At 70.5% G+C, this 14,421-nt stretch carries 15 protein-coding genes; 9 read left to right on the forward strand and 6 right to left on the reverse strand.

The genetic code is table 11. The features are described 5' to 3' along the window. Window positions 1–118 precede the first annotated feature (118 nt). The gene (locus tag BLR90_RS02875) at window positions 119–1,339 is read left to right on the forward strand and encodes an HNH endonuclease signature motif containing protein (protein ID WP_245715119.1); all 1,221 of its coding nucleotides are present in this window, start codon (window positions 119–121) and stop codon (window positions 1,337–1,339) included. A 17-nt stretch (window positions 1,340–1,356) separates the two neighbouring features. Here BLR90_RS02875 and BLR90_RS21205 read toward each other — a convergent pair whose 3' ends face one another. Beyond that, entirely contained in the window at window positions 1,357–2,253 is an 897-nt protein-coding gene (locus BLR90_RS21205) for an MOSC domain-containing protein (protein WP_218029300.1), read from the reverse strand. Window positions 2,254–2,263: 10 nt separating this feature from the next. Then, entirely contained in the window at window positions 2,264–2,839 is a 576-nt protein-coding gene (locus BLR90_RS02885) for a GNAT family N-acetyltransferase (protein ID WP_091022364.1), read from the reverse strand. A 60-nt stretch (window positions 2,840–2,899) separates the two neighbouring features. Between BLR90_RS02885 and arr the strand changes: the two genes are divergently transcribed. Beyond that, entirely contained in the window at window positions 2,900–3,355 is a 456-nt protein-coding gene (arr, locus tag BLR90_RS02890) for an NAD(+)--rifampin ADP-ribosyltransferase (RefSeq protein WP_091022366.1), read from the forward strand. Here the strand turns inward: arr and BLR90_RS02895 are convergent. From BLR90_RS02895 to BLR90_RS02910, 4 genes are read right to left on the reverse strand one after another with little or no spacing between them, the layout of a single operon-like run. Continuing rightward, a complete protein-coding gene (locus BLR90_RS02895; protein ID WP_218029299.1) occupies window positions 3,352–4,191 on the reverse strand; it encodes an SDR family NAD(P)-dependent oxidoreductase in 840 nt (279 codons plus the stop codon). The two genes, arr and BLR90_RS02895, sit on opposite strands and share 4 nt — an antisense overlap. Before the next feature lie 9 nt (window positions 4,192–4,200). Continuing rightward, window positions 4,201–4,533, reverse strand: coding sequence for a rhodanese-like domain-containing protein (locus BLR90_RS21210; RefSeq protein WP_218029298.1), 333 nt, complete (start codon window positions 4,531–4,533; stop codon window positions 4,201–4,203). Next, a complete protein-coding gene (locus BLR90_RS02905; RefSeq protein WP_091022368.1) occupies window positions 4,484–5,314 on the reverse strand; it encodes a class I SAM-dependent methyltransferase in 831 nt (276 codons plus the stop codon). The genes BLR90_RS21210 and BLR90_RS02905 overlap by 50 nt, the downstream gene beginning before the upstream one ends. 43 nt (window positions 5,315–5,357) lie before the next feature. Then, window positions 5,358–6,143 carry an enoyl-CoA hydratase/isomerase family protein gene (locus tag BLR90_RS02910; RefSeq protein ID WP_091022370.1) on the reverse strand — a complete coding sequence of 262 codons (786 nt, stop codon included), beginning with the start codon at window positions 6,141–6,143 and terminating at the stop codon, window positions 5,358–5,360. A gap of 126 nt (window positions 6,144–6,269) precedes the next feature. On the opposite strand from BLR90_RS02910, the gene BLR90_RS02915 reads away from it, so the two are divergent. The 7 genes from BLR90_RS02915 to BLR90_RS02945 all read left to right on the forward strand — a co-directional run bounded on the left by BLR90_RS02915 (window position 6,270) and on the right by BLR90_RS02945 (window position 14,417). Beyond that, a complete protein-coding gene (locus BLR90_RS02915) occupies window positions 6,270–7,208 on the forward strand; it encodes a DNA-3-methyladenine glycosylase family protein (protein ID WP_245715120.1) in 939 nt (312 codons plus the stop codon). Continuing rightward, window positions 7,205–8,149 carry an SCP2 sterol-binding domain-containing protein gene (locus BLR90_RS02920; RefSeq protein ID WP_091022371.1) on the forward strand — a complete coding sequence of 315 codons (945 nt, stop codon included), beginning with the start codon at window positions 7,205–7,207 and terminating at the stop codon, window positions 8,147–8,149. The genes BLR90_RS02915 and BLR90_RS02920 overlap by 4 nt, the downstream gene beginning before the upstream one ends. 70 nt (window positions 8,150–8,219) lie before the next feature. Next, window positions 8,220–9,479: a phospholipase D-like domain-containing protein gene (locus tag BLR90_RS02925; RefSeq protein WP_245715121.1), complete on the forward strand. Its 1,260-nt coding sequence runs from the start codon at window positions 8,220–8,222 to the stop codon at window positions 9,477–9,479. A 51-nt stretch (window positions 9,480–9,530) separates the two neighbouring features. Continuing rightward, a complete protein-coding gene (gene uvrB / locus BLR90_RS02930; RefSeq protein ID WP_091022373.1) occupies window positions 9,531–11,675 on the forward strand; it encodes an excinuclease ABC subunit UvrB in 2,145 nt (714 codons plus the stop codon). Continuing rightward, on the forward strand, window positions 11,672–12,103 hold the full coding sequence (locus BLR90_RS02935; protein WP_091022375.1) for a VOC family protein: 432 nt from the start codon (window positions 11,672–11,674) through the stop codon (window positions 12,101–12,103). The genes uvrB and BLR90_RS02935 overlap by 4 nt, the downstream gene beginning before the upstream one ends. A 153-nt stretch (window positions 12,104–12,256) precedes the next feature. Further along, window positions 12,257–13,030: an alpha/beta fold hydrolase gene (locus BLR90_RS02940; RefSeq protein ID WP_218029297.1), complete on the forward strand. Its 774-nt coding sequence runs from the start codon at window positions 12,257–12,259 to the stop codon at window positions 13,028–13,030. Between the two features lie 199 nt (window positions 13,031–13,229). Further along, entirely contained in the window at window positions 13,230–14,417 is a 1,188-nt protein-coding gene (locus BLR90_RS02945; protein WP_245715122.1) for an MFS transporter, read from the forward strand. Window positions 14,418–14,421 lie beyond the last annotated feature (4 nt).

Genomic DNA, 14,421 nt, shown 5'->3' on the forward strand with positions numbered 1-14,421 from the left:
GCGAGCCTCGAAACCACCACCGCGAACTTGAAAGTAGAGTCTCAGGAAGTTTCGGAATCCCTTGTGGATAAGGGCATTCTCGGCCTCTCATGTCGGTGCCCAGTGCTTGAGTGGACCCATGAGCATCAGCGCGACCCACTCCCCGAGGCACCCCATCGCCTCGCTGGTCGCGCGCTTTCACGACGAGCTCGACGACACCGCCGACCGGCCGCTGTGGTCGATGAGCGACGACGAGACCCGCCACACCCTGATCCAGGCGGCACGCCTGGTCGCGCGACTCCAGTCCCTGGAGCTGAAGGTCGCTGCGCACGCAGACCGCAACCAGGTGGGTGATGCCTCGGGTGCGACGTCGACGTCGGTGTGGTGGGCCAACGCCACCCGCATGACCCAGCGCGAAGCCGCACGCAAGATGAAGCTGGCGAAGGCGTTGGAGACCCACGAGCCGGTCGGCCAGGCGCTTGCTGCGGGTGACGTGCTGGTCGACCAAGCCAGCGCACTCACCGACGCTGTCGACGCCTTGCCCGACACCGTGCAGCCCGAGGTCCGCACTCGAGCCCGCGACTACCTCCTGGAAGCAGCGGCGCACTACGACGCCCGGGCGCTGCGGATCCAGGGTCGCCGGATCCTCGACGTCGTCGCCCCCGAGGTCGGCGAGGAGGAAGAGGCCAGACAGCTCGCGAGGGAAGAGGCGCTGGCTGAGCAGAAGGCGCGGCTGACCTTCCACGACGACGGCCACGGCCTCACCTACGGCCGCTTCACCCTCGGCAGCGCCGAGGCCGACATGCTCCGCAAGGCCATCCACGCGGTCGCCAAAGCCAACGGGCTCGGCCTCGACCCCCACGGCATGGGGCTCGCGTTCGGCGACTACGTCCGCCGCTACCCGGTCGATGAGCTGCCCACCGCCGGTGGAGTCTCAGCAGCAGTCGTCGTGACCATGACCCTCGAGACCCTGGTGGGTGGGCTGATGTCAGCCCAGCTCGACACCGGCACCATGATCAGCCCCGGCCTCGCCCGCAAGCTCGCCTGCGAAGCCGGCGTGATCCCCGTCGTGCTCGGCGGGAGGTCCGAGGTCCTCGACGTCGGCCGCAAGCGGCGGTTCCACACCAAGGCCCAGCGGATCGCGATGGCAGTGCGCGACAAGGGCTGCGTCGCGGTGGGCTGCGAGCGCCCCGGGTCCTGGTGCCACGCCCACCACCTGATCCCGTGGAGTGAGGGCGGTGCGACGTCGGTCGCGAACGGCACGCTCCTTTGCCCCCGTCACCACACCCTGGCCCACCACCAGGACTACGAGCTCACCCACCACCCCGACGGCAGGGTCGCCTTCACCAGGCGCGAGTGAGCATCGCCGGCCCGAGGTCAGTCGATGGTCTCGATGGTGTCGCCGGTGCTGATCTCGCCGTCGGTGAGGACGTCGGCTCGGAGTCCGCCGCGATGGATCAGCCCCCGGAGCGTGCCCTTGGTGGTGAGACGTTCCAGGTGTGAGCACGGCTCGCAGAGGCGCTGGCCGAGACACTCGACGCTGCCCACCCGGAAGCGTCGCCCGACCAAGGCGTTGAGGTCGATCCCGCGAGTGACGACGTTGCGCCGCGCCTCGCCGTAGCCGAGGGTGCGGCCATCGGGCAGCGTGAGGCTGTCGAGCGCCTCGCTCTCGATCAGGGTCAGGTCGTAGCCACGCGCGGTGTCGCTGGCCGGGGTGAAGGTGCCTGCCTTGGCGGCGTACCGGTCACCGTCCAGGCCCCGGTTGGCGTGCGCCATCGCGTGGTCGACGGTCGCCATGTCGCCGGTGGCCCGCTCGGCGAGCGCGATCGCGGCGACCGTGCCGCTCAGGTGCGGAAGGGGAGTCGTAGGCGCGATGAAGGCCGGGTCGAGACCGCAGACGACGTAGCCCTCCCGTACGGGGAGGTCGGTGGCGGCTCGGCCGAGCAGGCTCGGGTCCTGAGGGCTCAGGACCACCCCTGCCGGCGTGCCGAACATGAGGACCACCGTGGCGTCGGGACTGGCACTGGGGCGCGGGGTCCCGAGGACGGCCAGCCAGTACCCCGGCCAGTTGAACGAGGCAGGCTTCGCCAGCGTCACCAGCCCGGCGCCTCTCCCTGCGAGCCAGCTGCGCCAGTGACTGATCGCCCCCGGCAGGTCGGCTCGTGGCTGAGGCACCTCCGCGATCGGGGTCTCGGTCACCGAGGCCACGCAGGCGGCGAAGGAACGAGTGAGCTCGGGCACCGTCTCGTCTTCGGGGAGGCCGACGTCGATCATGCGGGCATCCTCACACGGGGGACAACCGCGTCGGATCCCACTCCCGCCGGAGCAGCCCGTAGACCCACGAGTCCGACACCTCGCCGTTCACGACGCAGTCCTCCCGCAGCGTGCCCTCACGCACGAAGCCGAGCTTCTCGAGCACCCGCGCCGACGCGGGGTTGCGCGTGTCGGCCTCGGCCTGGACGCGGTTGAGGTCCAGCGTGTCGAAGGCCCACCGCAACATGGCGCGCGCTGCCTCCGTGGCGTAGCCGCAGCCCCACGCCGCGTCGTCGAGGATGTAGCCGAGCGACGCGCGGCGGTGCTCAGGCTCGAACCGGGTCAGGCTGCACCAGCCAAGGAAGGCGTCGTCGGATCCGCGCTCGATGGCCAGCCGCGTCCCGGTGCCCTCCTCCGCCAGCTGTCCACATCTCGCCAGGAAACCGTCGGCGCGACCGCGCTCGGTCCAGGCCGGTCCGTCCCAGTAGCGGAGTACGCGGGTGTTGCTGTGCAGCGCGAGGAGAGCGTCCGCGTCCCCGCTGGTGAACGGGCGCAACCTCAGCCGGTCGGTGAGCAGCATGGGGGTCGGCAGGGACACGAGGGTCATGCTGCCCGTTCACGCGAAGTGACGACAGCGAGTTTGCCGTCGTACGCCAAGATGAGCCGCATGCCCGGCGATGACACCGAACGGCCCGTCACCTACGACAGCTACGCCCACGCCGAAGGTCCTTTCTTCCACGGCACGAAGGCGACGATGGTGGTTGGCGCCGAGCTGGTGCCGGGCTACGGCTCCAACTACCAGGACCGGGTGCTCAAGCACATCTACTTCACCTCGGTCCTGGAGACCGCGGTGTGGGGTGCCGAGCTGGCGACGGCGCTGGCCGGGATCGACGACCGCGGGCACATCTACGTGGTGGAGCCGGCCGGCCCGTTCGAGGACGACCCCAACGTCACGGACAAGAAGTTCCCCGGCAACCCCACGAGGTCCTACCGCACCCACGACCCGCTGCTGGTCGTCGGCGAGGTCGACGGCTGGGAGGGGCATGACCCCGCGGTCCTGCAGGGGATGTTGGACGGTCTGGCGAAGCTGAGGGCCGAGGGTCGGGACGTCATCTTCGACTAGAGCCCGACCAGCTCCGTCGAGCGCTCCCAGAGTCCATCGATCAAGACCTGGTCCTTGGCCTGCTTGTTCTCCCAGCCGTCGGCGGTGAAGCGGCTGAAGTAGCGCCCGTTGAGCTCGGGGTCGGCGCCGCGCTCGGCGAGCGCGATCAGCGGCGCCGCGCCGTCCGGGACGGTGATCGTGGCGAACCGCTTCAGCGGCGAGCGGTAGAGCAGCCCGACGAACCACGAGTCGCGACCGAACGAGCTGCCCACCGGTCCGGGGTGGACCGCCACCGACACCACGCCGTCGTCGACCCAGCGCCGGGCGATGCCGCGGGTGAAGAGGATGTTCATCAGCTTGCCGGTGCCGTAGGCCGGGAACTCGATCGCGCGCCGGCGCTCGTAGTCGAGGTCGTCCAGCACGACCTTGCCGATCAGGTTGCCGATACTGGAGGTGTTGACCACCAGCGATCCTCCCGCCGCGGCGAGCTGGGGGCGGAGCAGGTGCGTGAGCAGGAACGGCGCCAGGTGGTTGATCTGGAAGTTCGGCTCGTGACCGTCGTGAGTCTTCTTCGAGGGCGAGAACGTCCCGCCTGCGTTGTTCATCAGTACGTCGAGCCGCTCAACGCGCTCGCCGACCTCGCGCGCCAGGCGGCGTACGTCGTCGAGGCGGGAGAAGTCCGCAACCAGCGGCTCGGTGCCCACGGCCTCGGCCACGGGCCGGAGCTTGTCGGCGGAGCGGCCGGTCACGTGCACCGTCGCGCCCTTGGCGGCCAGCTCGCGCGCCGTCTCCGCGCCGATCCCGTCGCTCGCCCCGGTCACGAGCACCGTGCGGCCTGCCATCGTCTGGTCGGTCATGCCGCGAGCCTAGGTGGGGGACTCGAGGTCCCCTCCGGCCGCACGCCAGTCGATCAGCCCCCGGCTCATGTTGACGGCCTCGAAGCCCTGCTCCACCAGCAGGTTTGCGGCTCCCGCCGAGCGGAGCCCGCCGGTGCAGAACGTGATCAGCAGCCGGTCCTCGGCCAGCTCCTCGCACCGGTGCGTGGAGTCGAAGCAGAGGAGGAGCTGGGCGGGGTGGAGCTCGAGCTGGCGAACCTGCGCCGGCTGCTCGACGTGGTCACCTGAGCGCGACGCCGACGCCGGCGACGGCTCAGGTCCGGTCGAAGCGGCAGGTGATCCGGCGGCCGATGCGGTAGTCACGCACCTGGTCGGCGTCGGGGTTGTCGCGCAGGAGCCCACCCCAGTCGGACAGGCCCTTCATCTCGAAGCCCTGGCCGCGGCCCAGCATCTCGAGCGCGGACAGCGACGGGCGGCCGGTCAGGACGACGTCGCCGACCGAGAGCTCGTCGGCCACGGCGTTGCCCTGGCGTTCGACCGTCTCCTCGTCGAGCCACATCACCGGGGCGTCGCTGCGGTGGATCTCGGTGTCGACGACCAGGTGTTGGGCGCCGGTCTGGCGGACCCGCGTGAGCAGCTCCGAGTGGCGCAGCGTGTGGTAGAGGAAACCCAGGCAGAGCACGACGTCGACCTCGATCTGCTCGTCGCGCAGCACCTCGAAGATGTCGCCGGAGACGAACCGCCAGCGCGACTCGTCCACGTCGTACTTGCGCAGGCTGGCCTCGGCGTTGGCGACGAGGTCGGGACGTGCCTCCACGCCGGTCACGTGCGCCGCGCCCGCCTCGAGCGCGGCCATGGACCAGCGGCCGTCGTGGCTGGCGATGTCCAGGACCCGCGCGCCGGCGAGCAGGTCCCTGTTCTCGGTGAAGATCGCCTCGTGGCGCAGGTTGAGCCGCCACCGGTACGACGAGGTCTCGCTCGTCTCGAGGAAGGTGGGGAAGCGGTCGAAGAAGCCCTCGGTCAGGGTGCGACTGCCGGGGACCGACGTCGACGCGGGGGCGACCTGCCGTGGCGCCGGGTCGGGGCCTGGGTGCTTCCCGACGATGGCCGTGCCCAGGCGCCGACGAACGGTCTGCAGGTTCACGCGGCCAGGCTAGTGGACGAGGGCGGCCCCTACGGGGACCCGGTCACCAGCCCGGCGGGAGGTGGGTGAAGTCGGGAGCGCGACCCTCGGCGAACGCCGTCAGCGCCTCGAGGTTGGCCGGCCCACCCATCAGCTCCGCGAAAGCGGCGTTCTCACGCTCGCGGGCTGCCCGGATCTCGTCGTGCAGCGGCGCGGTCATCGTCCGCTTCACGGCGATCAGTGACGAGATCGGCCGCGCGGCCAGGACCTCGGCGTGCCGTCGCGCCTCGGGCAGCAGGTCGTCGGGCTCGCAGACCCGCCACACCAGCCCCATCTCCAGGGCCTCCTGGGCGCTGACCCACTCGGCCGACAGCAGCACCCACGCCGCCTGCTGGCGGCCCAACAGCTGCGGGAAGAGGTACGACGACGCCGCTTCGGGCGCCACGCCGAGGCTCGTGAACGGGCACTTGAGCTTGGCCGCCGTCGACATGAACGCGAGGTCGGCGTAGCCGAGGATCGTCATCCCGATCCCGAGTCCCACCCCGTTGACGGCGCAGACGAGCGGCTTCGGGAACGCCACGAGTGCGTCGAGCAGCCCGAGGAAGCCGTGCTTGCCGGCCACGAAGTCGGGGTTGGTCGCGCGCTCGTGCATCTCCAGCAGGTCGGTGCCGGCGCTGAACCCCCGACCGTTGCCGGTCAGCAGCACCACGGCCACGGTCGGATCGGCGGCGGCCTCGAGGAGCGCGTCGGCCGTGGCGTCGTACAGCGCCTCGTTGAAGGCGTTGAGTGCCTCGGGCCGGTCGAGGGTGATGGTGCGGACCCGGTTGAGGTCGCTGATCTGCAGGCTCATGCCCGAAGACTAGAACGTGTTCCTGTCTGGTGGCTGTCCCTTTGTTGTCCCTGGGCTGCGTTAGCGTCGGAGCGTGAGCACCCCAACGAGCCACTCGCTGCGCTCGCGCCTCGCCGGGGACCCCGCGTGACCTCCGCGCCGCTGACCCGTGTGTGGGTCCCGGGCTGGCCGTGCCCGGTCGGCTCGGTCCTGCGTCAGCACCGCCGCGGCGGGGGAGACCCGACCTACCGCGTCGACGAGAGCGGGCGCCACTGGCGCGGCCTCCGCACCCCCGACGGGCCGGCGACGCTGGCGATCGAGGCCCGCCCCGGTGCGGGCGACGTGCTGGCCGAGGCCTGGGGCCCCGGCGCCGCCTGGTCGCTGGAGTCGGTGCCCGCGCTGCTCGGCGCCCACGACGACTGGACCGGCTTCGAGCCCCGCCACCCGGTGCTGGCCGAGGCCTGGCGCCGCCACCCGCACGCCCGGCTGGGCCGCAGCGGGCTGGTGATGGAGGCGCTGGTCCCCGCGATCATCGAGCAGAAGGTGACCGGCCAGGAGGCCTTCGCGGGCTTCCGGATGCTGGTCCACCGCTTCGGCGAGCGCGCCCCCGGACCCGGTGCCGACCTGCGCCTGTGGGTGCAGCCGACGCCCGAGGTGCTGCGCACCATCCCGTCCTGGGAGTGGCTCCGGCTCCATATCGACCCGGCGCGCTCGCGCACCATCGTCACCGTGGCCCGGGTGGCCGACGCAGTCGAGCGGACCGCGACGGTCGCGCCCGAGGAGGCCGAGCGACGGCTGCGCACCTTCCCCGGCATCGGCGTCTGGACGAGCGCCGAGGTCCGCCAGCGCGCGTTCGGAGACCCCGACGCGGTGTCGTTCGGCGACTACCACGTGGCCAAGGACGTCGGCTGGGCCTTGACCGGCACCCCGTTCGACGACGACGAGCTGGAGGAGTTCCTCGAGCCCTGGCGTCCCCAGCGTGGCCGGGTGCCTACCCTGGTCGGCATGGCCGGTCTGCGCCGCCCACGCCACGGGGCCCGGATGTCGCCCCGCACGCATCTACCCGCGAAGGTGACCCGCCCGTGAGCCCTGGTCCGGAGCTCGACCACCTGCTGGAGGCAACCCCCCAGGAGGCCGCGGCCTGGTTCGCCGAGACCGAGGCCGAGGCGCTCGTCGCGGCGGTCCGGGCCACCCCCGACGACCACCTGCTCAAGCTGATCGGGCGCGACGGGATCCGTTCGGTGGCCATCGAGGGCATCCTCGCGCGCCTCCACGAGTACGCCGTCCAGGAGCGGCTGGCGCTGCTCCACGGCGTGGTCCGCTTCGACCTCGAGCGCCGCGGCACCCTGCTGGAGCGGCACGCGCTGGCCTTCGACCACGGGTCGCTCGACCTGGTCGCTCACGTGTCCGCCGACGAGCACGCCGACGTGGTGCTCACCACCAGCGTCGTGCGCTTCGTGCGCATCGTCAGCGGGGAGCGCAACGCCGGGCTGGAGTTCCTCGGAGGCACGCTCGACATCGACGGCGACGCCGACCTGGCGCTGGCGCTGGGCGGGATCTTCCGGGTCCCCGGCACCGACCACGTCGCGGTCGACCCGCGCGAGCTCGACCCGGTGGAGGTCGCCCGGGTCCTGGGCACGGTCAAGGGCGACCACCTCAAGAAGGTGATGCGCTCGGGCTTCCGCCACGTCGTGCTCGACGAGATCTTCCGCCGGCTGCCCGACTTCGTCAACGAGCGCAAGGCCCGCAACGCCGACATCACCGTCGGCTTCCGGCTGCTCGGCAGCCCGTCGGGCGAGATCGAGCGCTACGTCGTACGGATCCACGACGGCGTGGCGACGGTCAGCGCCGGCGACGACGGCAGCGAGCGCGACGCGACGGTGACCTGCGAGGCCCACGACTTCCTGCGGCTGGCGACCGGTCACCTCAACGCGGTCACCGGCGTGCTGCGCGGGCAGCTCAAGGTCAGGGGCGACCGGGGCAAGGCGCTCCAGCTCAGCTCGGTCCTGGACATCCCCAGCGCATGACCCAGCGCATGACCCAGCGCGTGACCCAGCGCGTGAGCTCCAGCCATCGCCCAGCCACTAGATTGTGAGCGTGTTCCCGCGCAGCTCGACCGCCAGCAAGGCGCTGTCCGTCGTGCGCAAGACCCTGCTGACCGTCTTCGGCGCCCAGCTCGGGATCGCGGTGGTGATGTCGCTGGTCGACTCCTACCGCAGGCGCGGCAAGAAGCCCAAGCCCTTCCCCGTCACCTCGCCGAGCACCGTGACCGTCGGCGACGGGACGGTCACGACCTACACCTACGGCCGCGACCTCTACGAGGACATGCTCGCCGCGATCGAGGGCGCCCAGCGCCAGATCCTGCTTGAGACCTACATCTGGAAGGGCGACGAGACCGGTGAGCGCTTCAAGGCCGCGCTGGCCGCCGCCGCCGACCGGGGCGTCGAGGTCTACGTCATCTACGACGGCTTCGCCAACCTCGTCGTGTCGCCGGTCTTCAAACGGTTCCCCGACAACATGTTGGTGCTCCGCTACCCCCTGTACGCCGCGGGCTGGCGCTTCTTCGACCTCGCCCGCTACGGCCGCGACCACCGCAAGATCCTGGTGGTCGACGAGACCGTCGGCTTCGTCGGCGGCTACAACATCGGGTCGGCCTACGAGACCGAGTGGCGCGACACGCACGTGCGGATCACCGGGCCCGCGGTGTGGGACCTCAAGCGCGCCTTCGCGGACTTCTGGAACCTCAACCGCCGCCGTCGGATCCGCGCCAGCGAGCGGCCGCTGCTGCTCGAGACCGCCTCGACCTGGGAGCCGCACATCCGGGTGCAGCGCAACGTCCCGCGACTGTGGATGTTCCCGATCCGGTCGATGTACATCGAGGCGATCAACCGGGCCAGCCGCAACATCTGGATGACCACGGCCTACTTCACGCCCGACCAGGACTTCGTCGACGCGATGCGCCACGCGGCGCTGCGCGGTGTCGACGTACGGCTGCTGCTGCCGCTGAAGTCCAACCACATCGTCGCCGACTGGATCTCGCGCGGCTACTTCACCCAGCTGCTCGACTCCGGCGTGCGGATCTTCCGCTACAAGGACGCGATGGTGCACGCCAAGACCGCCACCGTCGACGGCACCTGGACCACGGTCGGCACCGCCAACATCGACCGGCTCAGCCTTCAGGGCAACTACGAGATCAACGTCGAGGTGATCGACGAGCAGCTCGCCAAGCGGCTCGAGGAGGTCTTCGCGACCGACGAGTCCAACTGCCTCGAGCTGACCAGCGGTGAGTGGGAGGCGCGCGACCTCCACCGCAAGTTCACCGAGTTCTTCCTCGCGCCGCTGCGGCCCCTGCTCTGAGCCGGTCCCGGCCCGGACGGGACTGTCGGTGGCCGCCCGTACGCTGGAACCATGCGTCCAGTCACCGATCTCGAGCGTCGTGTCGCCCCGTTCAAGGTGGTGGCCGACTACCAGCCCAGCGGCGACCAGCCGGCGGCCATCGAGGAGATCACCAAGCGGATCAACGGGGGTGTCCAGGACGTCGTGCTGCTGGGCGCGACCGGCACGGGCAAGACCGCGACCGTGGCCTGGGTGGCCGAGCAGGTGCAGCGCCCACTGCTGGTGCTCCAGCCCAACAAGACGCTCGCCGCGCAGTTCGCCAACGAGCTGCGCCAGCTCTTCCCCGACAACGCGATCGAGTACTTCGTCTCCTACTACGACTACTACCAGCCCGAGGCCTACGTCCCCCAGACCGACACCTACATCGAGAAGGACTCCTCGATCAACGAGGAGGTCGAGCGGCTGCGCCACTCGGCGACCAACTCGCTGCTGACGCGCCGCGACGTGATCGTGGTGTCGACTGTGTCGTGCATCTACGGCCTCGGCACCCCGCAGGAGTACGTCGACCGCATGCTGCGGCTGCGGGTGGGGGAGGAGCGCGACCGCGACTCGATCCTGCGCCAGCTCGTCGAGATCCAATACACGCGCAACGACATGAGCTTCACCCGCGGCACGTTCCGGGTGCGCGGCGACACCCTCGAGATCTTCCCGGTCTACGAGGAGCACGCCGTCCGGATCGAGTTCTTCGGCGACGAGATCGAGCGGCTGATGACGCTGCACGCCGTGACCGGTGAGGTGATCACCGAGGACAAGGAGCTCTACGTCTTCCCGGCCACCCACTACGTCGCCGGCCCCGAGCGCATGGAGCGGGCCATCCGCGGCATCGAGCTCGAGCTCGAGGACCAGCTGGCGACGTTCGAGAAGCAGGGCAAGCTGCTGGAGGCGCAGCGGCTGCGCATGCGCACGACGTACGACGTCGAGATGATGCGCCAGATCGGCTCGTGCTCCGGCATCGAGAACTACTCGATGCACATGGACGGGCGCTCGCCGGGCTCGGCGCCCAACTGCCTGCTCGACTACTTCCCCGAGGACTACCTCGTGGTCATCGACGAGTCCCACGTCGCGGTGCCCCAGATCGGCGGCATGTACGAAGGCGACATGTCGCGCAAGCGCAACCTGGTCGACCACGGGTTCCGGCTGCCGAGCGCGATGGACAACCGGCCGCTGCGCTGGGAGGAGTTCCTCGACCGGATCGGCCAGACCATCTACCTCTCCGCCACCCCCGGCAACTACGAGCTCGACAAGGTGACCGGCCCCGACGGTCAGCCGGACACCGTCCAGCAGATCATCCGCCCCACCGGCCTGATCGACCCCGAGGTGGTGCTCAAGCCGACCAAGGGCCAGATCGACGACCTGATCCACGAGATCCGCACCCGCTCCGACAAGAACGAGCGGGTCCTGGTCACGACGCTGACCAAGAAGATGTCCGAGGACCTCACCGACTACCTCCTCGACGCCGGCATCCGCACCCGCTACCTCCACTCCGAGGTCGACACCCTCAAGCGGATCGAGCTGCTGCGCGACCTCCGGCTCGGCGACTACGACGTGCTGGTCGGCATCAACCTGCTCCGCGAAGGCCTCGACCTGCCGGAGGTGTCGCTGGTCGCGATCCTCGATGCCGACAAGGAGGGCTTCCTGCGCTCCGACAAGTCGTTGATCCAGACCATCGGCCGCGCCGCGCGCAACGTGTCCGGCCAGGTCCACATGTACGCCGACAAGGTCACGCCGTCGATGGCCAAGGCGATCGACGAGACCAACCGCCGCCGCGCGATCCAGGTCGCCTACAACACCGAGCACGGCATCGACCCGACACCGCTGCGCAAGAAGATCGCCGACATCACCGAGATGCTCGCCCGCGAGGACGAGAACACCCAGGAGCTCCTCCAGACCTGGGCCGGCACCGCCGCCCAGGGCCGGGCCGGGGGAGTCAAGGCGCGGCAGCCGGTCCCGGGCCTGTCCAAGGCGGCTTCGGGCAAGCACGCCAAGGATCTCGCCGGGCTGCCGAGCTCCGAGCTCGCTGCCCTGATCCAGGAGCTGACCGACCAGATGAAGGGTGCGGCCGCCGAGCTCCAGTTCGAGCTCGCCGCCCGGCTGCGTGACGAGATCGGCGACCTCAAGAAGGAGCTGCGACAGATGATGGAGGCCGGAGCCAGATGACCCGCGAGATACAGGTGACCTTCGACTGCGCCGACCCCCGGGCGCTGTCGCTCTTCTGGAACGACGTGCTCGGCTATGAGCTCCCACCGCCGCCGCCCGGGTTCGGGTCGTGGGACGAGTTCTCCGAGTCGCTGCCGCCCGAGCTGCGCAACAGCGCCTCGGCCGCGCAGGATCCCGCGGGCCACGGTCCCCGGGTGTTCTTCCAGCGGGTGCCCGAGGGCAAGTCCGCCAAGAACCGCGTCCACCTCGACGTGCGGGCGGCTCCGGGGCTCCAGGGCGACGAGCGGATGGCCGCGCTAGAGGCCGAGTGCGACCGCCTGGTCGCGCTGGGAGCAACCCGCGCCGAGCGGCACGAGCCCTCCCCGCCCATGGGCGCCGGCCACATCGTCATGCAGGACCCGGAGGGCAACGAGTTCTGCCTGGACTGAGACCCTGGTGACCGGTCCTGACCGTGATCCTGGCCAGCCCCGGCCTGAGTCTCACCACACCCAGAGGCAGGTATGACGCTCCCAGCAGTCCAGCTGTTGCCCTGGCGCGGCCGGCAGTTGACGGTTCGACGAGCAGGCGTCGGACCGTCGATCGTGCTGATCCATGGCATGGCCGGCTCGCTGACCACCTGGGACCCGGTCTTCGCCGACCTGGCTCGGACCCACGACGTCATCGCCCTCGACCTGCCGGGTCACGGAACGTCTTCGGGGTTGCGGGACTACTCGCTCGGGTCTCTGGCGGCGAGCGTGAGGGACCTCCTCGACGCGCTGGAGGTCGAGACGGCCACCATCGTCGGACATTCGCTCGGTGGCGGGATCGCCATGCAGTTCATGTACCAGTTCCCGGAGCGCTGCGAGCGGCTGGTGCTGGTGAGCAGCGGGGGACTGGGGCGTGAGGTGACCCCGATGCTGCGTGCGCTCACCGTGCCCGGAGCCGGACTTGTGCTCGCAGGTGGCGCCCGGATCCGACACCAGCGGCACGTCGCCGCCGCGGCCAGGCTGGCGGGCCCGGTGGCCGGCCGGGTGTGGAACGACCTGCCCTACATGCTCCGACAGATGGCGACCCTCGACGACCCCGAGCGGCGCAGGTCGTTCCTGGCAACCATCAACGCCGTCATCGAGATCGGGGGCCAAGGCATCAACGCCGTCGAGAAGCTCCACCTCGCGGCCGGGCTGCCTACGCTGATCGTCTGGGGTGAGGACGACCGGATGATCCCGAGCGGCCACGGTCACGTGGCCGCCGACCTCATCCCCGGCTCTCGGCTGGAGCTCGTTCCCGGAGCCGGCCACTACCCCCACGAGGACGATCCCGAGCGGTTCGCCAGGGTGGTCGCCGACTTCATGGCCACCACCCGGCCACGGACCTGAACGTGGGCTGGCTCGAGCTCTCGACGAACCGCGCCACCAGACGAGTTCGTGGTGGGTGGCCCCCTGACGAGGCGCGCCTCGCCTGAGGCTTCTACGATCACCCGGTGACAGCGCCCCCCGCGACGAGGACCGTCGCGGCGGTGTGGCTGGTGGGCCTGCTGACCTACATGGTGGCGTCTTCCACCGCTCCTCACTGGCCGTGGCCGGCCTCGAGGCCTCCGAGCGGTTCGACATCTCGGCCGCGGAGCTCGCGACGTTCACGATGCTCCAGCTGCTGGTCTACGCCGCGATGCAGATCCCGGTGGGGCTGCTCGTCGACCGCTTCGGGTCGCGCAGCGTGCTGCTGGCCGGGACGTCGCTGCTGGTGCTCGCCCAGGCGGGCTTCGCCCTCGCCGAGAGCTACCCGCTCGCGCTGCTGGCGCGCACCTTCGTCGGGATGGGCGACGCCCTCACCTTCATCTGCGTGCTGCGGCTGGTGAGCCGCTGGTTCCCTGACCGTCGGGTCCCCTTCATCACCCAGCTCACCGGCACCCTGGGACAGCTCGGTGCCGTGGGGGCCGCCGTACCCATGACCTGGGCGCTGGGCCGGTGGGGCTGGACGACGGCCTACCTCGCCGCCGCCGTCCTGGGAGCGGTGCTGGCGCTCGCGGTCCTGGTCGTCGTGCACGACTCTCCCGACGGGCGCACCCTGCGGGGGCCACAGCTCTCGCTCGCCTCGATCCGGGCCAGCCTGGCGGCGTCGTGGTCACACCCCGGGACGCGGCTGGGGTTCTGGATGCACTTCACGACCCAGTTCAGCGCGACCGCGCTCTCCTTGCTGTGGGGCTACCCGTTCCTGGTGCGCGGGGAGGGAAGGTCGCCGAACGAGGCTGGGTTGCTGCTCTCGCTGATGATCGTGGCAGTCATGGCCAGCGGTCCGGTGCTGGGCTGGCTGATCGGGCGCCACCCCTGGCACCGCTCCAGCCTGGTGATCGGCATCGTCTGGTCGATCGTCGCGGTCTGGACGGCCGTGCTCCTGTGGCCGGGTCCGGCGCCGCTGTGGCTGCTGGTGGGTCTCGTGCTCGTGGCGGGGGTCGGTGGCCCGGCCTCGATGATCGGCTTCGACCTGGGCCGCACCTCCAACCCGGTCGAGCGGCTGGCGAGCGCCAGCGGGATCATCAACCAGGCCGGCTTCACCGCGTCCCTGGTCCTCGTGGTCGCCATCGGCGTGATCCTCGACTGGCAGACGCCGGGCGACAGCACGGCCTACACGCCGGAGGCCTTCCGCTGGGCGATGAGCGCGCAGTACGTCCTGTGGGGCCTCGGCCTCGCCCAGATCTGGCGCTACCGGCGCCGGGCGCGGACGGTGATCGACCGGGCCGAGCTCGAGGCTCGCACGTTCTCCTGACGGA

The organism is Nocardioides szechwanensis (assembly GCF_900103935.1).
Lineage (GTDB): Bacteria > Actinomycetota > Actinomycetes > Propionibacteriales > Nocardioidaceae > Nocardioides > Nocardioides szechwanensis.